At 68.8% G+C, this 22,379-nt stretch carries 19 protein-coding genes; 10 read left to right on the forward strand and 9 right to left on the reverse strand.

Features of this window, described 5'->3' with window-relative positions:
- The first annotated feature begins 9 nt into the window (after positions 1–9).
- Positions 10–675 carry a class I SAM-dependent methyltransferase gene (locus tag ACFSXZ_RS09990; RefSeq protein ID WP_378263638.1) on the forward strand — a complete coding sequence of 222 codons (666 nt, stop codon included), beginning with the start codon at positions 10–12 and terminating at the stop codon, positions 673–675.
- A 26-nt stretch (positions 676–701) separates the two neighbouring features.
- The gene (locus tag ACFSXZ_RS09995; protein ID WP_378263640.1) at positions 702–1,106 is read left to right on the forward strand and encodes a hypothetical protein; all 405 of its coding nucleotides are present in this window, start codon (positions 702–704) and stop codon (positions 1,104–1,106) included.
- A 7-nt stretch (positions 1,107–1,113) separates the two neighbouring features.
- Here the strand turns inward: ACFSXZ_RS09995 and ACFSXZ_RS10000 are convergent, their stop codons facing one another.
- Positions 1,114–1,749 (reverse strand): TetR/AcrR family transcriptional regulator, encoded by a 636-nt coding sequence (locus ACFSXZ_RS10000; protein WP_378263642.1) that lies wholly within the window; start codon positions 1,747–1,749, stop codon positions 1,114–1,116.
- A gap of 96 nt (positions 1,750–1,845) precedes the next feature.
- On the opposite strand from ACFSXZ_RS10000, the gene ACFSXZ_RS10005 reads away from it, so the two are divergent.
- The 3 genes from ACFSXZ_RS10005 to ACFSXZ_RS10015 all read left to right on the forward strand — a co-directional run bounded on the left by ACFSXZ_RS10005 (position 1,846) and on the right by ACFSXZ_RS10015 (position 4,680).
- Positions 1,846–2,505, forward strand: coding sequence for a peroxiredoxin-like family protein (locus ACFSXZ_RS10005; RefSeq protein ID WP_378263645.1), 660 nt, complete (start codon positions 1,846–1,848; stop codon positions 2,503–2,505).
- Between the two features lie 141 nt (positions 2,506–2,646).
- Positions 2,647–2,844, forward strand: coding sequence for a hypothetical protein (locus ACFSXZ_RS10010; protein WP_378263647.1), 198 nt, complete (start codon positions 2,647–2,649; stop codon positions 2,842–2,844).
- A 30-nt stretch (positions 2,845–2,874) separates the two neighbouring features.
- Complete coding sequence (locus ACFSXZ_RS10015; RefSeq protein WP_378263650.1) at positions 2,875–4,680, forward strand: HEXXH motif domain-containing protein; 1,806 nt, start codon at positions 2,875–2,877, stop codon at positions 4,678–4,680.
- 7 nt (positions 4,681–4,687) lie between these two features.
- Here the strand turns inward: ACFSXZ_RS10015 and fxsT are convergent, their stop codons facing one another.
- From fxsT to ACFSXZ_RS10040, 5 genes are all read right to left on the reverse strand, one after another.
- Positions 4,688–9,076 (reverse strand): FxSxx-COOH system tetratricopeptide repeat protein, encoded by a 4,389-nt coding sequence (fxsT, locus tag ACFSXZ_RS10020; protein WP_378263652.1) that lies wholly within the window; start codon positions 9,074–9,076, stop codon positions 4,688–4,690.
- 1 nt (position 9,077) lies between these two features.
- Complete coding sequence (locus ACFSXZ_RS10025; protein WP_378263654.1) at positions 9,078–10,178, reverse strand: AAA family ATPase; 1,101 nt, start codon at positions 10,176–10,178, stop codon at positions 9,078–9,080.
- A 13-nt stretch (positions 10,179–10,191) separates the two neighbouring features.
- On the reverse strand, positions 10,192–11,967 hold the full coding sequence (locus tag ACFSXZ_RS10030) for a VMAP-C domain-containing protein (protein ID WP_378263656.1): 1,776 nt from the start codon (positions 11,965–11,967) through the stop codon (positions 10,192–10,194).
- Between the two features lie 204 nt (positions 11,968–12,171).
- Positions 12,172–13,236: a lysylphosphatidylglycerol synthase transmembrane domain-containing protein gene (locus ACFSXZ_RS10035; protein ID WP_378263658.1), complete on the reverse strand. Its 1,065-nt coding sequence runs from the start codon at positions 13,234–13,236 to the stop codon at positions 12,172–12,174.
- A 213-nt stretch (positions 13,237–13,449) separates the two neighbouring features.
- Positions 13,450–14,241, reverse strand: a complete 792-nt coding sequence (locus ACFSXZ_RS10040; RefSeq protein ID WP_378263660.1) for a GntR family transcriptional regulator — start codon at positions 14,239–14,241, stop codon at positions 13,450–13,452.
- Positions 14,242–14,333: 92 nt separating this feature from the next.
- Here ACFSXZ_RS10040 and ACFSXZ_RS10045 point away from each other — a divergent pair, with 92 nt between their 5' ends.
- From ACFSXZ_RS10045 to ACFSXZ_RS10055, 3 genes are read left to right on the forward strand one after another with little or no spacing between them, the layout of a single operon-like run.
- Complete coding sequence (locus tag ACFSXZ_RS10045) at positions 14,334–15,698, forward strand: MBL fold metallo-hydrolase (protein WP_378263662.1); 1,365 nt, start codon at positions 14,334–14,336, stop codon at positions 15,696–15,698.
- Entirely contained in the window at positions 15,695–16,744 is a 1,050-nt protein-coding gene (locus ACFSXZ_RS10050) for a YeiH family protein (protein ID WP_378263664.1), read from the forward strand. The genes ACFSXZ_RS10045 and ACFSXZ_RS10050 overlap by 4 nt, the downstream gene beginning before the upstream one ends.
- 41 nt (positions 16,745–16,785) lie before the next feature.
- Positions 16,786–16,947, forward strand: coding sequence for a hypothetical protein (locus ACFSXZ_RS10055; RefSeq protein ID WP_378263666.1), 162 nt, complete (start codon positions 16,786–16,788; stop codon positions 16,945–16,947).
- A 31-nt stretch (positions 16,948–16,978) separates the two neighbouring features.
- On the opposite strand, the gene ACFSXZ_RS10060 is transcribed toward ACFSXZ_RS10055, so the two are convergent.
- Genes ACFSXZ_RS10060 through ACFSXZ_RS10070 form a run of 3 tightly spaced genes read right to left on the reverse strand, consistent with a single transcriptional unit; the run spans position 16,979 to position 19,682 of the window.
- Positions 16,979–18,016, reverse strand: coding sequence for an ABC transporter substrate-binding protein (locus ACFSXZ_RS10060; RefSeq protein ID WP_378263668.1), 1,038 nt, complete (start codon positions 18,014–18,016; stop codon positions 16,979–16,981).
- 47 nt (positions 18,017–18,063) lie between these two features.
- On the reverse strand, positions 18,064–18,924 hold the full coding sequence (locus tag ACFSXZ_RS10065) for an ABC transporter permease (protein WP_378263670.1): 861 nt from the start codon (positions 18,922–18,924) through the stop codon (positions 18,064–18,066).
- Positions 18,921–19,682: an ABC transporter ATP-binding protein gene (locus tag ACFSXZ_RS10070; protein ID WP_378264760.1), complete on the reverse strand. Its 762-nt coding sequence runs from the start codon at positions 19,680–19,682 to the stop codon at positions 18,921–18,923. The genes ACFSXZ_RS10065 and ACFSXZ_RS10070 overlap by 4 nt, the downstream gene beginning before the upstream one ends.
- Before the next feature lie 384 nt (positions 19,683–20,066).
- On the opposite strand from ACFSXZ_RS10070, the gene ACFSXZ_RS10075 reads away from it, so the two are divergent.
- On the forward strand, positions 20,067–21,665 hold the full coding sequence (locus tag ACFSXZ_RS10075; protein ID WP_449224272.1) for an ATP-binding protein: 1,599 nt from the start codon (positions 20,067–20,069) through the stop codon (positions 21,663–21,665).
- On the forward strand, positions 21,662–22,351 hold the full coding sequence (locus tag ACFSXZ_RS10090; RefSeq protein WP_378263672.1) for a response regulator: 690 nt from the start codon (positions 21,662–21,664) through the stop codon (positions 22,349–22,351). The genes ACFSXZ_RS10075 and ACFSXZ_RS10090 overlap by 4 nt, the downstream gene beginning before the upstream one ends.
- The last annotated feature ends 28 nt before the right edge of the window (positions 22,352–22,379 follow it).

Raw genomic sequence — 22,379 nt, forward strand, 5'->3', positions numbered from 1 at the left:
GAACACGTGATGGAAAATTCTCCCAGCAAGACCACCCGGCAGCTCCACGACTATCTTCCCGCCGCCGGGCGCGATGCCTTCCTGCCGTTCTACGACCTGTTCACGGCCGCGCTCGGCGTCACGAAGGTGCACCGCACCCTGATCGATCAGGCCGCGCTTGCCCCCGGCGCGCGCGTACTGGAGATCGGTTGTGGCACCGGCAACCTGACTGTCCGCGTCAAACGCACCCACCCCGGCGTGGAGATCATCGGTTCCGATCCGGATCCGCTGGCGCTCGCCCGTGCCGGACGCAAAGCGCGCGGTCTGAGCGGAATACGGTTCGAGCGGGGTTACGCGCAGCGGTTGCCTTATCGCGACGGGAGTTTCGACCGCGTGCTGTCGGCGTTGATGCTGCACCATCTCGACGCGGCCACGAAGACCGCGGCCGCGTCGGAGATCGCGCGTGTGCTGCGGCCTGGTGGCAGCCTGCACCTGGTGGACTTCGCCGGAGAACAGCATGGGCTGCACGGATTCCTGGCCCACCGCGTGGTGAAGTCCGGTCACCTGGCCGGAACCGGACCGGACGGCATCCCGGCACTGCTGAACGCGGCGGGGCTCGAATGCGCTGAAGTCGCCTCGAGCCGCCACCCGGTCATGGGCCGGATCACCTACTACCGAGCGACCTTGCCCACCTGACGGAGGCGAGCCAGGATGGCACGGTGATGCGCACCGGGATCCGTGCCGGGCTTGTCGCCGGAGCGTTGAGTGGCGTGCCGTCGACGATGCACGCCCTGCTCACGCGGCGGGATGCGCTCGCCGCCACCCGGGCCGCCGGCGCCCTGCTTCTGCCGGACGAGGAGCGGGTGAGCCGGTTGCTGGTGGCCGCGGTGCCGGTGCACGTGGCTCTTTCGCTGGGCTGGGCAGTGGTGCTGTCCGCCGTGCTGCCCCGGCGGGCGACCGTACGGTGGGGCGCGGTCGCCGGGCTCGCCATCGCGGTGATCGACCTTCGCCTGCCGGGTCGCCGCACCGCTCGGGTACGGGCGCTTCCGGTCGGCCCCCAGGTGGCCGACCATCTGGCGTTCGGTGCGATCGTGGGTGCGATGACCCGGTCCGCCCGGCGTCGCTAGCGAGGGTTCACCCGGCGGAACCGACGGCGTACTGCTCGATCCGTTCGATCATGGTGTCCAGCGCGGCCTCCAGGGCGGCGCAGTCGCGCTGCGCCTGAGTGAGCAGCAGGCCTCCCTGCAATGCCGCGAGCATGGCAAGGGACAGCTTGTCGGCGTCGGCGTCGGCGCGCAGCACGTCGTGCTCGATCATGTGCCGGAGCCCGTCGCGGATCGCGCCCGACCAGCGTGTGAAACCGGCGGCGAGGGCCTCGCGCGCGTCCGGGTCGTGCTCGGCCAGTTCGCTGGACAGGGACCCGAGCGGGCACCCGCCGGCGTAGTGCGTGCCCCGTACGGTCCGCACCACGACGTCGCGCCAGGCCCGCAGGGCCGCGAGGCTGTCCAGCCTGAGCAGGAGCTGCTCGTGGGCGCCCACGATCCTTCGCGTCTCGTACTCGATGACCGCCCTGGTCAGCGCCTCCTTGTCGGCGAAGTAGTGGTAGATCTGCGACGAGCTGACCCCGGCCGCGTCCCGGATGGCCGGTGTGCTGGTGCCCGCGACCCCGTGCCGGAACATCAGCTCGGCCGCGGCGTGCACGATCCGTTCCCGCGTCGCCTGCCCCTTCGCGGTGAGCGGCTGTGTGTCCGGTTCGGGTCTGGTGACCATGCGGACGATCCTACAAAAATTCTGGACTTGACTATCCACTCGATGATCGGCAAGAGTGGATAGCGCAATCCATTCCACTCCGATTGGAGCTTTCCCATGCCGGACAAGAACACGACGGTCGACGACCGGCTCGCCGAGGTGCGCGAGAGCGTCGGACGACTTCCGGCCGACATCAAAGCCACATTGCAGGCCGAAGTGGCCCGCCTGGCCCAAGAAGGCCTCCCCGCCGGGGTGGCGACCCCGGGCACCGCCATGCCGGACGGTGATCTGCTCGACGCGCACGGCAAGCCGACCACGCTGACCGAGACGCGGGCCGGCCGTCCGGCCGTCGTCATCCTGTACCGCGGGGTGTGGTGTCCCTACTGCAACGTCGCGCTGCGCTTTTATCAGGAGACGCTGGCCGGCGAACTCGATTCCCGCGGTGTGGCGCTCGTCGCCATCAGCCCGCAGAAGCCGGACGGTTCACTGTCCGTGGCCGAAAAGCACAACCTCGAGTATCCCGTGCTTTCCGACCCGGGAAACCAGGTCGCCCGTGGACTGGGTGTCGTGTTCTCCCACAGCGGCGAACTGCATGCCGTCCAGGCGAAAATGGGCTTGGACCTCACCACGGTCAACGCCGACGGCACGCACGAACTACCGCTGGCCACCGCCGTGGTCGTCGACGCGGCCGGCACGATCCGCTGGATCGACGCGCGCGCCGACTACACCACCCGTTCCGAGCCCGCCGACATTCTCGCCGCCGTCGACTCGCTCTAGCGGGCAGCGGCGAGGAAACCCGGAAAAGAGAGGAATTCAGCGACGCGACGACGATCCTTTCGCATCTTCCCGATCGGCGGGCCATGGTCCATCATGGAAACGACTGCCCTGACCGGGTATCAGGTGAAAGGAGCCGGCATCATGAATGCGGCCAGGACCGAGCCGGGCATCGAATCCCGATTGGTCGACCTCGACGGGGTTTCGCTGACGGAACTGCGTGAATTGCGCGGTGAAACCATTCGAGAAGCCACGAACCACGTCGTGGACCGCACGCTGCGGCTTCGGGCGCGGTACCGAAGCGGTGACCCCGCCGCTGGCACGGGCGAGCGGGTCGACTGAGGCTCCGGTATGGGGCGCAATACATCCGGCGTGGCGTTCCATCGTTTGCCCTGGGCCGATTTCGACGCGATCGCCCAGATGAAGGGTGGCAAACCGATTGTCCGCCGACTGCGCTCGGCGGAGCGAAGCCGGCGAAAGTTACTTCTGTCCGCGCTGCTCGAAGCGGTCGCCAAGGCTCCGGAGCAGTTCGGTCCGCTGCCCTCGGCGGAAACCCTGTGGGAACTGCTCGCACGGGTGGAGGCGGCGTCACCGGCTGCCTTCGATCGGTTGCTGGACCACCCCTATACCGGTTCCTGGGCCGGTTATACCACGCGCCTGTTGCGCAACGACCTGAACGGTGTCGGTCCACTGTGGATTCACCTCGGGCATGCCTACACGATCGCCGCCGCCGCGGCGATCCGGGCAGGCCTCAGGTTCGACATCGCGGTGCCGCTGTGGAAGGGCAACGTCGCGCTGCCGACGCTGGGAATGGCCAGGTTACGCGCGTCGTCACCATTCTCGGTAGCCGAAGTGGGCGGGGGTCCGGGAAACTACGTTATCCGTCATGGCGCCCGGAGTGTGCGCGTGCCCGATCGGGCCGGTACGGACGGTCCCGGGTGGTGGGGCCTCCGCCGCCTTCGCACCGCCGCCGGTGACCGGCGATTCTCCGTGGCGCTCGATGATCTCGATCCCTACCGGGGGCTGTACGAGCCGGTGCCGCCACAGCGGTTGAGCAGCACGGAGTTCAGTGAATGGAGTGGCATGCTCGTCGAAGCGTGGCGACTGCTCGTGAAGGCACTGCCGGACTATTCGAGTCTGCTTTCGGCGGGGCTGAACTCGTTGGTGCCCAGGCCCCCGGTGCTGTTCCGGAATCCGAGCGCCTCGACGGGGGAGGCGTTCGGAAGCGCGGTACTCGGGCGGCCGACGGACACGGCATCGCTGGCGGCCACCCTCGTGCACGAATTCCAGCACGTGGTACTCGGAGGCGTACTGCATCTGACGCGCTTGTGCGACGAGGACCCGCGAGAACGGTTCTATGTGCCCTGGCGGGACGACCCGAGACCGCTTGCCGGTGCCATTCAGGGTACCTACGCGTTTCTCGGCGTCACCGCCTTCTGGCGCCGTCTCGCGAGCGTCGGGCCCGGCCCGGCGATCCGGCGTGCCTGGTTCGAGTTCGCCTATTGGCGGGCTCAAACCTGGCGGACCCTGGAGGCGCTTCGCGGCGACGCTTCTCTCACCGCAGCCGGACGCCGGTTCCTCGACGGCGTGGCCGGGACACTCGGTCCGTGGCGGCACGAGCGAATCGAGGAAGACATCGCGGTTCTGGCCGGCGCCGCCATGGCAGACCACCGTGCGGGCTGGCGGAGCCGGCATCTGCGGCCGAGCCCCGGCGTGGTCGGGCAATTGGTCGACTGCTGGCTGGCGGGGGAGTCCCGGCCGCCGGTCAGCCTGATAGGAGACGAGCTTTCGCCGACGCCGGTGCCGGACGGAGCATGGTCACATGCCCGTGCCGACCTGGTGCGGCTCGCCCTGACCGGGGCCGGTGACGCCGAGCTCGAGGACGTGTGGCCGACCGTTCCCGGTGCAACGGCGGCCGATTTCGCCTACGCGACCGGTCGTTACGACGACGCCACCCGGCGATATCGCGCCGAACTCGCCGAAACACCCGACCGACCGGCTTCGCTGGTCGGCCTCGGACTGGCCCTCGCGGAGACGGGCCCCAATTCCGCGAGCCGCGCTCTGCTCTACTGCCCGGAGTTGGTACGGGCAGTGCATCGGGAACTCAGGGGCAGTCGCGGGGCCGCCACGACCACCGAAGGGGTCGCCTCCTGGCTCGGTCAACTCGTGACGGAATAGGCCGGCGCTACATGCCCATCGGGTCGATGTCACAGTTCGCGCGTATTCCCTGGGCCGCCGCGGTGGTCGCGGGATGTGCTTCCCCCAGCACCTTCCGGTACCTGCTCAGGATCGGTTCTTGATACTGTTCCGCTTCTTCCGGCCGCCCCGCGGTGACCAGGTCGAGACCGAGATTGTGGGCCGCGGCCAGCACCGTGGGATGGTTTTCGCCGAGTATTCGGTTCCCACGCTCGATCGCGTCGCGACCCAGTTCCAGCGCCGCCTCGGTCTCACCCAGCGCCGCGAGGTCGCTGGCCAGGTTGATGGTCGCGACGATGGTGTAGGGATGGTCCGGTCCGATGGCCGCCCGGAGCTGTTCGACAGCCCGCTCGTCGAGTTCGCGCGCCTCCGCCGTCTCACCCCGCAAGCGCAAGGTCACCGCCAGGTCGACGGTCGTCGCGAGAGTGTGGGGATGATGCTCGCCCAGCGAACGGCGATAGCCCTCGAAGGTTTGCTCCCCCAATTTCTTGGCCGCGGTCAAATCGCCGGAATGCCGGGCATCGATCGAGTGCGCCAGTGCGCAGGCGACGGTGGTGGGGTTATCCGGACCGTAGACCAGTATGAACCTTTCGTAGGCTTCACGGGAAAGGCCGAACGCGCGCTCGTGATCACCGTCCTTGCGGCGGGCTATGGACAGAAGATTCAGGTGGGCCATGAAGTTCGGCTTGTCCTCGCCGAGCCGGGAACGCGCGAATTCGGCGAGTTTTTCCTGTTCGATCCGGGCACGCGTGTATTCTCCGGCTTCGCGGCGATCGATGATCAGGCCGGCGTTGACGCCGATGGTCTTCGGATGGTCGGGACCCAGCACCTCGATTCGCCGACGGAGCGTGTCCTCGTCCAGTTTCGCTGCGGCCTGGTATTCTCCCGAAAGCCGCAGGCTCAGCGCGTGCTGAAATGCCGCGTTGAGCGTCTCGGGATCGTCATCGCCGAAGAGCCGCTGCGACTTCTGGTAGATCTCTTCGCTCAGCTTTTTCGCTCCGGCGAAGTCGCCCTGCGCCCGGTAGTCGATCACGATATTGGTCTGGAGAGCGAAGAGTTCCTCGTTTTCCTCACCCGATTCCTGGATGCGGCGCTGCAGGGTGAGCTGGTTTATGCGGGCGGCCTCGTCGTAACGGCCCAGCCCCCAGAGGTAGAGGCCGAGCCGCTGCGCTACGTCGAGGGTCTGCGGGTCGGCGGGGCCAAGTTTGTCCTCGAAGACCGCGTTGGCCCGCGAGGCGAGGTTCGCGGCTTCCTCGTGATCGCCCCACTGGAACAGGTAGCGCATGAGGTTGATGACAAGTTGCCGAACCCAGCCGTCGTCGCAGGAGACCACGTCGGAGGCGTAGGCGTGCGGCAGGAGTGCGCGATAGCGGGGCCAATGGCGGCTCGACTCGGGATCGTTGGGGTCGAGGCTGGCCAGCAGCTGGTGCGCGCCGTGCCGCATCCGTGCCTGGAGGTGCGGAGCCACCACGCGGTTGCGCAGCACCAGCTGGACCAGGCGGTGCAACTGGAGGGTGTTGTTGCCGTGGTCGATCTTGGCCAGGCTGTACCGGTTGATGTCGCGGATCGCGCGGGCCAGTTTGATCGGGTCGCGCAGGGCCGCGTCCAGTTCGGGAGAAATGGACACCCGGCTCACTCCGGTGAACAGATCACGGGAAATCGGCTCGGGGGAAAGGAAGGCGCAGATGTGCAGCATCTGATGGGCAGCCGGGTTGCGGGTCTTCAGTTCGTCGAACGACACGTTCCACGCCGCCGCCACGGACACCTCGTAATCCGGCGGTGTCGACGTGTCGAGGATTTCGGAAACCGACTCGTCGAACAGCCGGAGGTATTCCCGGACCGGCATTCCGGTCACGGCGCGCCACGCCGCCGCCTGCTCGATCGCCAACGGCAGGTCACCCAGCTTTTCGGCCAGCCGGTTCGCGTCGGCGGTGTCGATTTCCGGGCCGCGCTTGCGCAGCAGTTCGATGCTTTCCTCCCGCCGGAACACCGTCAGCTCCAGCGGCCGGGAAACCCCCGCCCACTCCGGGTTGCGCGAGGTGATCAGCACCGCGCCAGGCCCGTTGGTGGGGAAGAATGTGCGCACCTCGTCCGGGCTGTCCGCCGCGTCGAACACCAGCAGCCACCGGCGGTACGGCCGGCCGGTGCGCAACGCCTCCCGTGCCGCCCGCACGGCCGAATTCGCGTCCCCGCCGCCGCCGACGCCGAGTTCGCGGGCCAGTTCGGTGAGGCTGGCCCGGATCTGCGTCTGACGAGCCGCCTCGATCCACCAGATGACGTCGTAGTCCTGCAGGTGGCGGTAGATGTACTCGGTCGCGATCTGGGTCTTCCCGATACCGCCCATGCCGTGCAGGGCCGCCGGCAGCACGGCCGTGGTGCCGCCCGCGGTCAACCGTTTGCCCAGCTGATCGAGCAGTTCCGTGCGGCCGGTGAAGTTCGGGTTGCGCGGGGGTACGTTGCCCCATACCGGTGGTGGGTCTTCGAGCCGCCGCTCGTGCGTCGTGAACACCCCCGCCGCGTACCCCGGGCGGTCACCGGGCGGCTCGGACTCCTGCGGGGTCGGATAGCCGTCGGGCGCCGGGCGCAGGGACGTCGTGGATCTGACTGCCTCGCTCAGGCGCTCGGCGGGCTCGTGCATATCGTCGCTCGCAGTGTCGGGTTGTTCTGGAGAGGGCTTGATCGATCCAAGGGCCGGGTGGGCACTGCGCGCCGCGTTTCTCAGCCGGTCGGCGCGGGACAGGTACGGTCCCGAGAGTGCGCGCATGATGGCGCCCTCCAGGGCCACGTCGGCCTCGTTCTCCGGGGTCGGCACCGGGTCCGGCGTGTTGTGCGGGTCGGCGATGGCGTCTCGGAGGTGGCCGAGCACCGGAATCCGTTCGCCGAGGTGCGCGGCGGCCGCTCGCACCACACCGGCGGTCTCCGAACGCCGTGCGCCGTTGAGCAGCTGTTGACGGACTGCCTGAGGAAAGACGAATGCCCTTGTGTCCCAAGTGGACTCATCATCCCCTCGCGCGGGAGCGTACCGCAGAAGATCATTAAGGAACAACTCCACCAGGACCGCGTTGTCCGCCGACAAGCGTTGGCGCACGAAATTTACTACTTCTGGGTGAACGGGGAGCGCGGCCAGTAGCGTGGCCAACCGTAACGCGGGCGGGGAGGCGAGGCTGCGAAAGCGTTTCACCACCTCGGCCGCTTGGGGCGGCGAGTCACCCGGGGGCTCGGGCACCGGAGGGCTGTCCTCCGCGAGAAGGACGGTGCTCCGGAGTGGTTCGCCGCCGGACCCGGTGAGGAGCCGTGCCCACCAGGACAGCCAGCGCGGCTGTGCTTCGAGGACGGGAACCGGCACCGTCCCCGGGGGCGCCAGCGACGACGGGTCCGGCTCGGCCCAGGCATCGGGCAGTTCGAGCGTCCACCGGTTGTTGGGACGCAGCGGTGCGGGCACGCCGAGCCGGGCGTTGTGCAGTCCTCTTCCGTACGCCATGCCGCATCGGCGCCACAAATGCTGGGGCAGCAGGTGGATGACGCTGACCGGCATCCGCCGTCCCCACAGGGCGAGAATCGGCAGCACCGCCCCACGCCGCCAGGCCTCACCCACCGCGTCGGTCAGCAGGATCAGGGTGCGACGGCCGGAATGGTCGTGCATTTCGGCCGGTTCCCGCGCTGGTGTTCCGGCCGTCCCGCCGCGCAGGACCGGCTCGCCGGGGCCGGCGGTTTCGAGCAGGCGCACCTGAATCGACCGGAACGCGCCCAGCCGGCCGAGCAGCGTGACGAAGGTGGTGACCTGGGCCCGCCACAAGGCCATGGACGGGCCATTGTCGAGCACCACGGTCAAGTCGAGCCAGCGTTCGCGGATCGGCCGGGTGACCGGCCACCACATTTTCGTTTGAGCCATCCAGTCGGCCGTCGCCGCTTCGTCGAGCCGGACCGCACCGTCGCGGTGAGATCGCACCATCCGTTTGAGCGGTCTTAGCGCGCGGAAGAACCCCAACGAGTCCGGTGACTCGCTCACGGGGACGAGCGCCTCGCCGCCGGGACGGATCCGGTTTCCTGGTTCCGGCGGGATCTCGGTGTCCGGTGAACGGGCTGGTTCGCGCTTCTTCTCGGGCGGCGCGGGTTCGGGGAGGGACTCGGCGGGCGGCGCGCTTCCGGTGGGTTCCGGCTCCGGTGGCGGCACGGACGGAGGCCGTTCTTCCTGACCGGGGCGGTCGTGCTCGGGCGAGGCGGGTCGTATGGCCGAGGCCAGCCAGACGATGTCGGCGATATCGACCCAGGTGAGCTCGTCGATGTCGAGCCGTCGTCGCCCCGCTGACTGCCCGTTCGCCGACGGATCCGCGAGCCGCGCGGGGCTCGGGTCGGGTACACCGGCCGCCCGGGACATCTCACCGTACCGTCGACAATCGGCGCCACAGGGCATTCAGCAAGCGGGGCCAGGCCACGTCGTCCGGCTGATAGGCGCCGGACGTGGCGAGATAGACGGCCTCGAGCAACCGGTCGACGGGCAGTCCGCCTTCGGCGTGACTTCGTTCGACGAACTCTTGGACCAGTCTGTCCCGGTGTTCGCCGGCGGGGTCGAGCAGGTGGCTGGCGACCATGGCGGCCAGTTGCCCGACATCGGGGTCTTCGATCTCCAGGCGCACGCATCGTCTCAGGAAAGCGGGCGGGAATTCGCGTTCCCCATTGCTGGTGATCACCACGATCGGGAAGGCGTGGCAGCGGACCCGTCCTTCCACGACCGTCGCGGTGCGCCGTGGATCATCGGTGTGCACGGTGACCTCGGGGGTCCGTTGTCGGACGCGTGCCAATTCGTGAATGAGGAACTCGGCATCCTCGAAAATGCTCAACAGGTCGTTGGGTAAATCGGCCTCACTCTTGTCGAGTTCGTCGATCAGCAATACCCGGGGCAGCCTGCTGGGCAGGAATGCCGTGCCGAGCGGGCCGAGCCGGACGAAGTCGCCGATCGGTGGCTCGCCTGCCCCCGGCCCGGAGGTCGTTCCGCGCTGTGCCTGTTCGGTGGCGGCGGCTTGGACGCGTCCGATCGCGTCGTAGTCGTACAGGCCGGAGGCCAGCGTGGTGTGGCTGGTGATCGGCCACCGCAGTACGCGTCCCAGCGCCAGTTCCCGCGCGATCCGGTAGGCCGAACTCGACTTTCCCACCCCGGGTTTCCCGGTCACCAGCAGCGGCCGCCGTAAGTACAGCGCCGTGTTGATCATATCCAGCTCGTGCGGATTGACGTCGTGGTCGGCCAGGTGGAACTCCGGCCCCAGCCGCCGTTCGGTTTCGCCGTCGTCGGCGGGCGGGGTGTCCGGGTCGGGCAGCGGGCCGCCGCGGAAATCACGCCACGGCGGGGGCGGCGGCAGGACCTGGCTCAGGTCGATGTCGTGCAGAGGCCGTCCGGTTCCGCGGTAGACCCACCAATCGGGGGCGGTGAACCGAAATGAGCGCTCTTCGGCCGTCCCCGAGTCCTGCTCGTTGGCGCTCATCCGCGGCATCCCCTCAGCGCCTGCCCGCGATTGACGGAGGATCAAAGTCTATTACCCGGTACGGATCTTCCCACATTACCGCCAAATCGTAAACCAGATCATGTCTATTCGATCTCAACGCGTTTTGCCGGCGTTGCGGTATGTCGGCGAAACCGCCCTCGCCGCCGATCAGCCAGCCGAGGTGTTTTCGCAAGTCCTCCGGCCGGGCCGCCGGATGCCAGCAGATCAGGGGCAGTCCGGCGCGCAGCGCGGCGGTGAACTCGTCCGGGTCGGTGCCGGGTTCGGGACGCGGGGACGGTGGCCCCTCCATCACCAGGCCGGCCCAGCGCGGATCGCTGAGCACGGCGTCGATCCCCCCGCTCGTCTCCGCCGTGCCGAAGGGATGAATCCGTTCCAGCTCCAGGTGCTCCGGCAGGGAACGCCACCGCTGCTTCCACCGGCGGTGCCAGTATTTCGTGCGCATTCGCTCCAGTGACCGCAGGCCGATCTGGTAGTCGAACGCCAGCGGCCGTGGCTCACCGGAGCGATGTTCCTTGCACCAGCGGTGCACCGGCAGGCCGAGCATGCCGCGGGCGAGCACGAACTCCACCACGACCGAAATCGCCTGGTCCGCCCAGGCCTGTTCGGCGGCGAGGATGGTTTCGTCCACCCGGTATTCGAGTTCGTCGAGGGCGACTTCGCGGATCCCGCCGCGAACGGGCGGCCAGCTCAGCGGATCGTCCTGGCGCCAGAAGGAAAGCACGCAGCGCGCGGCATCGACGGCATCCGGTTCCACGGCGATCATCAGGTACAGGCGCGGAATTTCCGGAATCGGCGCGGATTCGGCGGTGACTTCGTCCAGCGCGGCGTCGATGCGCATGCGCCGGGTCTGCTGGTCCACCCATGCCGACACTTCGGTCTCGATATCTCCGCCCCACTGCCCGGCCAGGAGCTTGAGATAGGCCAGGGCCGGCGGGAGGCCGTCGGCGTTCGCGTTGAAATCCAGCAGGTAACAGAAAATGTCCCACGCCGAGGAACTCCGCGGCGGTGGGATCGCCTGTCCGGCGGCGCGGGCGACCAGGGTCGCCGGGTGCGCCACCTGGAGGCCGGAAAGCAGGCCGCGCAGCTTGGCGAGTTCCTCTTCGGGAACGATCGCGAGTACCTCCTCGGCGTCCCGGTCCGGCGAGGTGCCGGCCGGCCGGGCAGGGGCTGTCTGGGACGGGGCGGAGGACTCGCCGGGTATCCGTAGCCAGGCGGCGCCGGAGAACTTCTTGACCGCGACGTCGATCCGGCGGTAGGTCTCCGGCGCGATGCCCGGATCCTGCGCGATCACTTCGGTGTAGAAGTAGTCCGACGTGACCAGCGCGAGCAGGCCGTTCGAGCGGGTGAGTGCCGATTTCACTTCGGCGGCTTCGAGAATCCGGGCGGTGAGGTTCACCGCGTGGCCGACCCAGCCGTGGGCGTTCCGCCGGATGTCTCCGGCGTGGATGCCGACCCGGAGCTTGAACCGCGACTGGGGCGAGCGGGTGGAGTTGTGCCGGCGCAGTTCCGCGTCCAGCCGGCCCGGCAGGAGGTCGGCGAGTTTGCTTTTCGAGAATTCCGGCGGGATCAGGATCAGCGCACCGTCGCCCCGGTCCTCGTACTGGCATGAGTCGAAATCGACGCCGGATTCGGCGAACGCGGTGCGCAGGACTTCGTACACGCCTTCCTGCACATCCATCAGGTCGGCCACAATGCGGCTCGGATTGGTGAAGTCGGCCACGTCGACCATGAGAATGGTCCGATGCACGGTCGGCGACAGCTGTGGCACGAGTCCCTCCCAGACCCCGACATCGGCGCGGCGCGCCGCCCCCGGACAAGTACGATTATCGGCCGTCGGCGAGTGGTTCGCACCAATTGCGGGAATAGATATCGCGAAGAGATGCGGACGGGCCGGTGACCGGCGGGCACCGGAAGTGGCCCCGCGTTTTCCTTGTGCGCCGGACGCGGTCAGGAGATCGTTTTCGTCTTTCGCTCACACCTGGGTGAGTTCGGGCACGTGCCGGTGGAGACGGACCGGGCTGGTGTGGATCCACACCGCGTAGATCGCCCATCCCAGCAGCGACAGGCCGAGCCAGCTGATCGCGCGGTAGGTCAGCACGCTGACCGCGGCGGGCCCGGCCGCGATCCCGGCGGCCAGCAGCACACCCAGGAGCCCGGTCTCGGCGATGCCCGCCCCGCCCGGGAAGATCTGCAGCGCGATACTGCCCTGCACGACCAGGAAACCGACCGCGAGCACCGCCCAGGGCACCGGGGAACCCACCGCCACGACCGTGGCGGCGAGGGCGAAGTAGTCCAGCGCCCAGCTCACGACCGCCAGCGAAATCACCAGCAGCCACCGTGAACCGCCGGGCCGCAGCAACGCGATGCGCGCGGAGAGACGTCCCGCGGCCTGCTCGGTGCGTGTGAGCCAGGCGTCCCGGCACGGCGGACAGAAACCCGGTATCCGGCCCCCCACCTTCAACAGGCCGCGCAGACCGCTTCGCAGGACGACCGGATGCGTCAGCAACGTCCACCCGCAGAGCGCGACCAGCACCACCAGCAGCGCGAGCACCACGGCGGTGATGGCATCGATCCGGCCCGCCCAGCCGAGCCCGAGTGCGGCGAGCACCGCCAGGGTGAGTGCGTCGACCAGTCCGGCGATCAGGACCGACCAGGACGCCAGCGCCGTGTCCACGCCACGACGGCGCAACTGGTCGATCCCGTAGACCAGCGCGCCGGCACCACCGACCACCGGGATCGTGCTGGACACCGCGTTCTGCACGATGTTGATCCCTTGCACGGTGCGCACCGGCAGCCGCGCGTTCCCGACCAAGAGCAGTTGCCGGTGTAGTTCTCCGTAGAGGACCAGCGCTCCCAGGCTGCACACGACCGCGGCCGCCAGCCAGTCCCAGTGCATGTCGTAGGTCATCCCGCCGGACCGGGCGACGTCACCGACGAAGCCCGGCACCTTCCAGGCGAGATAGGCGATCGCCCCTCCGACGATCACCCAGTGTGCTGCCTGCCGCCAGCGCTTTCCCGCCTCACGCCAGGCGGACACCGATGACCCCTCTCGCGCCGGGCGCGGCACCCGCGGAAAAACTCACCTTCGCCATGGTAGGCGGAGACACGGCCGTATCCGAGGGAAAGTGCCAGGTCAGACGGCCTCTGGGGACTCGGGAGGCGCGGCGGGCGAGCGAAAAAGCGCCCCGCCACCTCCGGGTGCTCACCGAAAGTGCGGGACCCGATGCGGAAGAAAAATTCTTCGGACTCTTCAGGGCCGGGGCTTCGTGCCCAGCAGGTGGTACCCGGTGCGGCCGGAGAACTCGGCGGTGAGGGTGAACCGGTCGCCGCGCACGAGGGTGTGCCGCCACTCCACCGCGGTGCCGGCCGCGTGACCGAGCCGGCAGATCGAGAACGCCGCGGCATCCGGGCCGCAACGGAGTTGCGCGCGTTCGGCCGCGGTGGGCACCACCGCCTGGATCTGCTCGGTGCCGCGGTCGAGGCGCACCCCGGTGCGCACGTTCAGTTCGTGATAGAGGCTGGTGTGCGAGAAGTCCGCCTCCAGCAAGGGCTTCGCGAACGAGGCCGGCAACCACACCCGGTCCAGGGCGAGCGGTTCCTGCCCGGCCAGCCGCACCCGCTCCAGGTAGACCAGCGGTGTGGAGGCCTCCAGATCCAGGCGCTCCGCGACCACAGCGTCGGCGCGGACGTCGAGCGTGCGCACCACGCTGTTCTGGGTCAGGCCGGCCGCCTCGACCGCGGCGAACAGGCTGTAGAGCGCGCCCATCGGCTGGGTGATCTCCGCCGGCGGGGCCACCCTCGGCTGGCGGCCGCGCTCGGCCACCAGCGTGCCGTCGGCCCGCAGCGCGCGCAGGGCCTGGCGCACTGTCTGCCGGCTGACCCCGTACTCCTGAGTGAGCGCGAGTTCCCCCGGGAACCGGTCGGCGAACTCCCCGGCGCGGATCCGGGCCAGCAACCGCCCCTGTAACTGCCGCCACAGCGGTGTCGGATCGGCGCGGTCCAGCTCGGCCCGTTCGGTGCGCTCGGTGATCGGGTTCGCCATGTCACCTCCTGTCCCCACGCTATCCCGGGCCGGGTCTTGGCGAATGTCCGTACGTATCGTAGGCTAAATGTACGAACATTTGGGAGGTGATCATGCGGGTCGAAGTGATCGAAACCAGTGAGCTCGGGGATCGCAGCTACCTGGTCCACGACGGCCGGAGGGCCCTGGTCGTCGACCCGCAGCGGGACATCGACCGGGTGCGGGCCCTGCTCGGCAGGCTGGGCGTGCGCTGCGAGATGGTGCTGGAGACGCACATCCACAACGACTACGTCAGCGGCGGAGCCGAGCTGGCCCGGGTCTGCGAGGCCCGTTACGTGGTCTCCGCCCACGAGACGGTGGACTTCGCCCGCTTCCCCGTGGCGGATGGAGACCGGCTGACCGTCGGCGCGTTGACGGTCCGGGTGCTGGCGACCCCCGGCCACACCGACCATCACCTGTCCTACGTGGTCAGTGACGGGGACGGGCCGCCCGCCGCGTTCACCGGCGGCTCGCTGCTCTACGGCAGCGTCGGCCGGACCGACCTGGTCGACGAGGCCCGCACCGAGGAACTGGCCCGCTCCCAATACCGCTCGGTGCGCTCGCTGGCAGCCCTCCTGCCCGCGGACACCCGCGTCTATCCCACGCACGGCTTCGGCAGCTTCTGCGCTGCGCGAAGCACCGCGACCCCGGACGAGAGCACCGTGGCCGAACAGCGTGCCACCAACACCGCGCTGACCGAACCCGACGAGGACCGTTTCGTGGCCGACCTCGTCGGCGGGCTCACCGCCTACCCGGCCTACTACGCGCACATGGGCGCCCGCAACCGCGCCGGGGCCGGGCCGATCGACCTCAGCGCCCCCACGCTCGTCGACCCGGAACGCCTGCGCGAACGGATCGCGGCGGGGGAGTGGGTGGTCGACCTGCGCGACCGCGCCGCCTACGCCGCCGACCACATCCGGGGAACGGTGGGCATCGCGCTGGGCGCGCAGTTCGCGACCTGGCTGGGCTGGCTCATCCCCTGGGGCACCCCCGTCACCCTGATCGGGGAAGACCGTGAGCAGGTCGCGGCGGCACAGCGTCAGCTCGTCCGGATCGGCATCGACCGTCCGGCCGGGCAGGCGCTGGGGACGCCGGCCGACCTCGCCGCGCCGGAGGAGCGCGGTGCCTACCCGGTCGTGGGCTTCGCCGCGCTCTTCGAGCGTGACCCCGCCACGACCACGGTGCTCGACGTACGCCGCCCCGACGAGTGGAAGTCCGGGCACATCCCCGGCGCGACCCATGTCCCGCTTTGGGAACTGCTGACCCGCCTCGACGAACTCCCGGCGGGAACGCTGTGGGTGCACTGCGCCGCCGGCTATCGCGCGAGCATCGCCGCGGGCCTGCTGGCGCGGGCCGGACGTGATGTGGTCTGCGTCGACGACGAGTTCGCCCATGCCGTCGCACTGGGGCTCACCGATCAGGCGGCGACCACGCCATGACGGCCACCCTGGACCGTTCCCTCCCGCCCACCCCCGTCGAGCGGGCGCGGCGGGGGGTGCCCGGGCTGGCCGTCGCGCTGGCGGTGGCCGCCGTGGCGACCGTCGCCGGAAGGTTCGTTCCCCTGGTGGGTGGTCCCGTGCTCGGCATCGTTCTCGGCGCGCTGGCCGGGAATCTCGTCCCCGCCCTGCGCGCGAACGTGCTGGCTCCGGGTTACGCGACGGCCGCCCGGCCCGTGCTTCAACTGTCCATTGTGGTCCTCGGGACCGGCTTGTCGTTGCGTGAGGTCGCCCAGGTCGGCGGTTCCTCATTGCCGGTGATGCTGGGCACGCTGAGCGTCGCCCTCGGCGGGGCGTGGTTGCTCGGCCGTCTGCTCGGCGTCCACCGGGACACCCGCACCCTCATCGGTGTGGGCACCGGAATCTGTGGCGCTTCGGCCATCGCCGCCACCAGCGCGGTGCTCAAACCGAAGCAGGCCGACGTCGCCTATGCGGTGGGCACGATCTTCGTGTTCAACATCGCCGCCGTGCTCCTTTTCCCACCGCTGGGCCATTTGCTCGGGATGAGCCCGCACGCCTTCGGCCTGTGGGCCGGAACCGCCATCAACGACACGTCGTCGGTGGTGGCCGCCGCTTACGCCTACGGCGGGGACGCCGGTCCCTACGCCCTCGTCGTCAAGCTCACCCGCACTCTCACGCTGATTCCGATCGTTCTCGTGCTGGCCGTACTCAACGCTCGCCGGCAAGCCGGACGTGGCGGGCCGGCTCTGCGCGGGCTGCCCTGGCGTAAGCTCGTGCCACCGTTCTTGCTCGGATTCCTCGCCGCGGCCACGCTGGACAGCTTCGGGATCATTCCCGTCGCCTGGCATGCCCCGCTGTCGTGGCTGGGAACCTTTCTGATCACCACCGCACTGGCGGGCATCGGCCTGTCCTTGCGTCTGAAGGACCTGCGCGCCGCCGGAGCCCGGCCGCTCCTGCTGGGAGGCGCGCTGTGGACGGCCGTCGCGGCGTCCAGCATCGGCCTGCAGTACCTGACCGGAACTCTGTGAACCCCTGACCGGAACGTCAGACGGAAACAACTGGAGGACGAATGTGCCAGCGCGTCACCTGCCGGACCTGCGGCAAGGCCACCTACGTCGGCTGCGGACAGCACGTCGAGCAGGTCCTGGCCGGGGTGCCTGACTCGCAGCGCTGCGACTGCCCGCCCAAGCCGTCCCTCGGCACCCGTCTGCGCGCCCTGTTCCGGCGCTGACCCTTCGTCACGTGGCGCCGAAGCCCGGAGATCACTGGGCCGCCAGCGCGAACTTGTCGGTGAAGGTCTTCGAAAGGTCGATGGTCTTGCCCTTGACATCCGGGTTGAAGGCCCGCAGAACGGCGAGGTTCGTCGGAGGGCCGTCCGGGGGCATGATGCCCGTGGGGTTGTACATGCCCTTTTCGTTGTCGAAGGCCTTGGCGTAGGCGTCCTTGCCCGAACCCGCGTAGTAGTCGGCCGGCATCTGGTCGGCGACCTGCGCCCCGGTGTGGGACTGGATCCACTTCAGCGTTTCGACGAAGGCGTTCACCAGCTTCTGCACCACGTCCGCATGACTGTCTACATAGGACCTTGTCATGTACAGCGAAGTGGCGGGATACTGCCCGCCGAGCTGTTGCGTGGTGCCGGCGGCGGTGCGCATGTCGAGCAGGACGTAAGCCGACCCACTGGCGAGCAGCGTCGAGACCGTCGGTTCGGTGGTCATGGCGCAGTCGACGTTTCCGTGCTGCAGCGCACCGATCAGCGTGTTGCCCGCCTGCACTCCGACACGGTGGATCTTCGCCGGGTCGACGCCGTTTTTCTGGGCCAGGTACTGGGTGAGGAAGTCGGTGGACGAGCCGAGGTCGGTGACGCCGAGGTTGCGCCCCGCCCAGTCCGCGGGCGAGTGGATCTGCCCCTTCACGTCGTTACGGCAGAGTTCGACTTCGCCGGGAGTGCTCAGCATCGACACCACGGACTCCAGTGACTGTCCGAGACCCTGCATCGCGATGGTGTGGTCGTAGAAGCCGCCCACCCCGTCGACCTTGCCGGCGATCATGTTGGTGGTGGCGTCCACGCCGGCGCCCTCGTCCTGCAGCGTCACGTTGAGCCCTTGCTTCTGATAGAGCCCCAGCCGCTGGGCGAGCATGAAGGGCAGATAGATCTGTTTGTTCAGGCCGCCGACCATGATGCTCACCGGCGTGCCGTTGCCGCCGCTGGAACTGGTGCCGTTGTGACTCGCGTTGTCCGCGCAGCCCGCCAGGCCGAGTGCCGCGGCCAGCACCGCGGCGATCCATTTCCGTCCGGACACGGTGATCTCCCTTGCTTTCGCAGGATGGGCGCTGTGGGTCGGGTGCTTCAGAGATCGGGGCCGGTCAACTGCGCCGGACGCCAGCGCAGCAGCCTGCGTTCGGCCCGGGTGATGAGGAACTCCGCGGCGAGCGCGACGATTCCCATGATCACCATCGCCGCCCACACGCCGTTGGCGTCGAAGGTGCCCTGGGCGTTCTTGATCAGCACGCCGAGCCCGGCGTAGCCACCGAGGAACTCGCCCACGATGGCGCCGATGAGCGCGAACCCGAAGCTCACGTGCAGGCTCGCGATGATCCAGGTGAACGCCGAGGGCAGCACGACCTGCCGGGTGACCTGCCAGCGGGACGCGCCGAGGATCGTGGCGTTGGCGACGAAGTTCCGGTCGACCTCGCGCGTGCCCTGGAAGGCGTTGAAGAAGACGCCGAAGAACACCAGGACGATCACCAGCAGGATCTTCGACTCCAGGCCCAGCCCGAAGGCGAGCACGAAGACCGAGCCGAGCACGATGCGCGGAATCGCGTTGAACACCTTGATGAACGGGCCGAACACGTCCGCGAGGAACCGGATCCGGCCGAGCGCGATACCGCAGACGATGCCCAGCGCGGTCCCGATGACGAAGCCGAGCAGCGCTTCGGCCACCGTGGTCCAGATCTGGGCGCCGAGCGACCCGATCGCGGTGCCCTGACTCACCCAGTCCCGCAAGCGCGAGACGATGCCCGAGGGCACCCCGTAAAGGATGATCGCGTGCTGGTCGCCCTGCACGAGAAGCTGCCAGCCGCCGATCACGACGACCAGCACGGCCACCTGCGTCGTGTGCACCAGGACCTGCCGACGGCGTCGTTTCGCGCGCCGCGCGGTGTCGACCGGTGTCTCGGCCGGGGCGGTGGTCGTCCTGCCGGTGGTCATCGTTCCTCCGTCCCGGCCAGCCGGGTGGTCTGCGAGTAGGCGAGGTCGACTTCGGCGCGCAGCGCTTCCCAGATCCGTTGGTAGAGGTCGACGAACCGCGGTTCGAACCGGATCTCCTGCACGACGCGTGGCCGGGGAAGGTCGACGGTGAACCGGGCCTTCACCGTCGCCGCGGGGCCCGCCGTGAGCACCACGACGGAATCGGCGAGCGCGATCGCCTCTTCCAGGTCGTGCGTGACGAACACGACCGCGGGCCGGGTCAGCTCCCACAGCCCCAGCAATTCGTCCGACATCTTGGCACGGGTCTGCACGTCCAAGGCGCTGAACGGCTCGTCCATCAACAGGATTTCCGGCTCGTTGATCAGGTTCTGCGCGAGCGCGACGCGCTTGCGCATCCCGCCGGAAAGCTGATGCGGGTAGCGGCCCTCGAACCCGCTCAACCCGACGCGCCGGATCCAGTCGAGCGCGTCGTCGAAGGCCTTGCGCTTGGGCACACCCCGGAAACGCGGGCCCGCGGACACGTTGTCCAGCACCGTTTTCCAGGGCAGGATCGCGTCGGTCTGGAACATGAACGCGACGCCGGGCGCGATCGACGTGACGGGTTCGCCGTGGACCTCGACCGTACCCGCCGAGGGGTGCTCGAGGCCGGAGATCAAGGTGAGGGTGGTCGACTTGCCGCACCCGGTCGGCCCGACGACAGCGCAGAACTCGCCAGGCCCCACCGTGATGTCGAGGTCCCGTAAGGCGGTGTAGACCATGCCGTCCTCGGTGGTGAACTGTTTCGTCACGCCGCGCACCGCGATCGCTTCAGGCCTGTCCTTCTGCACGCCGTTGCTCCCTTCGCCGTGACCGCCGTACCCGGACGGTAGGAAGCGCGGCACGCGCGGGACAACGTTCTGTGCGGTTTGTGGTTTCTGCTCATTCTGTGCAGTCCTTTATCGGTCCGACGGCAGTCACGGCGGAAACGGGTTTCTCTGGGCGGATCCGCTGCGGACCGCATCCGCCTACTTTGAGCCGGATCGATAAAGTTCGTAACCAACAGGACGTTTCGGTCTTTTCGCCGGTGATCGCTTGGCAACCGGCAGGTCACGTGGTGTCATCCCAAGCAGGGCCCCCATGGTGAGTGGCAGAGCGGAGCAGGCATGTGGCGATCGCGCCCGCTGGCGTCCCAGATCCTTTACGGCGTCCTGGGAATCCTGGTCGCCACCGTCTCGGCGGGCGCTCTGCTCTACGTCAAGCTCACCGGTGAGACACTCGACAACCAGTACGGGCAGCGGGCGCTGGGCATCGCCACGACGGTGGCCCAGATGCCGGCCGTGCGGGACGCACTGGTTTCCGGCGACGCCGGCCACACCATCCAGCCCATGGCCGAACAGATCCGCCGCGCCACCGGGGCCGCGTACGTCGTGGTCACCGACCGGACCGGGCTGCGTTATTCCCATCCCAATCCCGCACTCATCGGGCAGCGCCTCGAAGAACCGGTCGCGGTCCTCGACGGCGGGGGACACACCGGGATCGACAATGGCAGCCTCGGCCGGTCGGCGAACGCCCGTGTCGCGCTGCTTGGCCCGGACGGCGCCGTCGACGGGCAGATCTCGGTCGGCATTCTCGAAGAACAGGTGTCGAGCGAACTGATGGGAAAGATCCTGTGGGTGCTGCTCTATTCCGCGCTCGCGCTGGCCGGGGGAGTGGGGGCGTCGTGGTGGCTCGCCCATACGATCAAGCGGGCCACTTTCGGTCTCGAACTCTCCGAAATCGTCGCCCTGCTCCAAGAACGCGAAGCGATGCTCCACGGGATCCGCGAAGGTGTGGTGGGGCTGGACAATGCCGGCCGCGTCGAAGTCATCAACGACGAGGCGTGCCGGCTGCTCGGGATCGGTGTCGCCGCGCGAGGGCGGCGGATCGCCGACCTGCTGCCTCCGGGACGGTTGCGCGAGGCGATGACCGGTGCCGGGGACGGCACCGACGAAGTCGTGCTGACCGATGATTTCCTGTTGGTGGTGAACCGGATGCCGGTCGTGCTCGCCGGCCGTGACGCGGGCGAGGTGATCACGTTGCGGGACCGCGGCGAGATGGAAGGGCTGGTGCGGGAACTGCACGCGGTGACCGGCCTGACCACCGCGCTGAGGGCACAGGAGCACGAGTTCAAGAACCGGCTGCATGTCCTTTCCGGACTCCTCGGTCTCGGCGAGCCGGACGAAGCCGCTCGCTACCTCGCGGAGATCTCGCAGGAATCCTTCGCGCAGGGGCGTGATCTCCGCGCCCGGATGGCGCCACCGGAACTGGCCGCCCTGTTGCTGGCGAAGGTGACCATCGCCGCGGAACGGGATGTCCGGCTCGTGGTGAGTCCGGAGTCCCATTTGGACGTTCCCTCACTGGAAACCAGGTCCCTGCTCACCGTGCTGGGCAACCTCATCGACAACGCGGTCGACGCGGTCGCCGGGGGACCGGACCCGCGCCGCGTCGACGTGCACGTTTCCGATGCCGGCGGCGAAGTGTCCATTGTGGTCACCGATACCGGGCCGGGGGTCGCGCCCGGCGCCCTGGAAAGGATCTTCACCGACGGCTACAGCACCAAGCCGGCGCGCGAAGGAATGCGGCGAGGTCTCGGACTGGCCCTGGTCCGCCGGCTCGTGCACCGGGCCGGCGGATCCGTCGACGTCACGCCGGGGCCGGGGGCCCGTTTCGCGGTGCGGTTACCCCACGCGCCGGTCCGGGCGAGACTGGAGCGGGTGCCGTGATCAGGACGCTCGTCGTGGACGACGACTACCGCGTGGCGCGCATCCACGCGGCGAGCGTGGACCGGATGCCGGGCTTCGTCTGTGTCGGTCAGGCCCACACCGCCGAGCAGGCGCGGCAGTCGGTCCGTGAACTCGCACCCGAACTCCTTCTGCTCGACATCTACCTTCCCGACGAGGACGGCATCTCCGTCCTGCGTGGGCTCAACGCGCAAGGCGGCGACGGCGGGGAAAGGACGGACACCGGCGTGGCGCCGGACTGCATCGTGGTCACGGCGGCGCGGGACCTGGGCACCGTGCGCGCCGCGATGCAGCTCGGAGCGGTCTACTACCTGGTCAAGCCGTTCGGTTTGCGGCAGTTGCGGAATCAGCTGGAGGCCTATCGCCTGTGGCGGCAGCACGCGAGCGGCGACGGCGAAGCCGACCAGGAAACGGTCGACGCGTTGTACAGCCTGCTCCGTGGTCCCGCCACCCAGCCGGGCAATCTGCCGCCCACCATGCGGAAGGTCCTCGAAGCCGTGCGATCTTCGGACGAACCCGTGGCGGCGAGCACGCTGGCGGAGCGGCTGGGCATCAGCAGGCCCACCGCGCAACGGTACTTGAGCGAGTTGCACCGGCGAGGCGCGCTCGAACTCCACCTGGAATACGGAAACGCCGGGCGCCCGGTCCACCGCTACGGCCCGGCTTGACAAGAACGGCCCATGACTAGAACATGTT

This window comes from Amycolatopsis pigmentata, from assembly GCF_042684065.1.
Lineage (GTDB): Bacteria > Actinomycetota > Actinomycetes > Mycobacteriales > Pseudonocardiaceae > Amycolatopsis_E > Amycolatopsis_E pigmentata.

What these genes read in the sequence shown, in the direction of transcription:
- ACFSXZ_RS09990 (WP_378263638.1), top strand. Translation starts at nt 10, where the DNA reads ATGGAAAATTCTCCCAGCAAGACCACCCGGCAGCTCCACGACTATCTT.
- ACFSXZ_RS09995 (WP_378263640.1), top strand. Translation starts at nt 702, where the DNA reads ATGCGCACCGGGATCCGTGCCGGGCTTGTCGCCGGAGCGTTGAGTGGC.
- ACFSXZ_RS10000 (WP_378263642.1), bottom strand. Translation starts at nt 1,749, where the DNA reads ATGGTCACCAGACCCGAACCGGACACACAGCCGCTCACCGCGAAGGGG.
- ACFSXZ_RS10005 (WP_378263645.1), top strand. Translation starts at nt 1,846, where the DNA reads ATGCCGGACAAGAACACGACGGTCGACGACCGGCTCGCCGAGGTGCGC.
- ACFSXZ_RS10010 (WP_378263647.1), top strand. Translation starts at nt 2,647, where the DNA reads ATGAATGCGGCCAGGACCGAGCCGGGCATCGAATCCCGATTGGTCGAC.
- fxsT (WP_378263652.1), bottom strand. Translation starts at nt 9,076, where the DNA reads ATGTCCCGGGCGGCCGGTGTACCCGACCCGAGCCCCGCGCGGCTCGCG.
- ACFSXZ_RS10025 (WP_378263654.1), bottom strand. Translation starts at nt 10,178, where the DNA reads ATGAGCGCCAACGAGCAGGACTCGGGGACGGCCGAAGAGCGCTCATTT.
- ACFSXZ_RS10040 (WP_378263660.1), bottom strand. Translation starts at nt 14,241, where the DNA reads ATGGCGAACCCGATCACCGAGCGCACCGAACGGGCCGAGCTGGACCGC.
- ACFSXZ_RS10045 (WP_378263662.1), top strand. Translation starts at nt 14,334, where the DNA reads ATGCGGGTCGAAGTGATCGAAACCAGTGAGCTCGGGGATCGCAGCTAC.
- ACFSXZ_RS10050 (WP_378263664.1), top strand. Translation starts at nt 15,695, where the DNA reads ATGACGGCCACCCTGGACCGTTCCCTCCCGCCCACCCCCGTCGAGCGG.
- ACFSXZ_RS10055 (WP_378263666.1), top strand. Translation starts at nt 16,786, where the DNA reads ATGTGCCAGCGCGTCACCTGCCGGACCTGCGGCAAGGCCACCTACGTC.
- ACFSXZ_RS10065 (WP_378263670.1), bottom strand. Translation starts at nt 18,924, where the DNA reads ATGACCACCGGCAGGACGACCACCGCCCCGGCCGAGACACCGGTCGAC.
- ACFSXZ_RS10070 (WP_378264760.1), bottom strand. Translation starts at nt 19,682, where the DNA reads ATGGTCTACACCGCCTTACGGGACCTCGACATCACGGTGGGGCCTGGC.
- ACFSXZ_RS10075 (WP_449224272.1), top strand. Translation starts at nt 20,067, where the DNA reads ATGTGGCGATCGCGCCCGCTGGCGTCCCAGATCCTTTACGGCGTCCTG.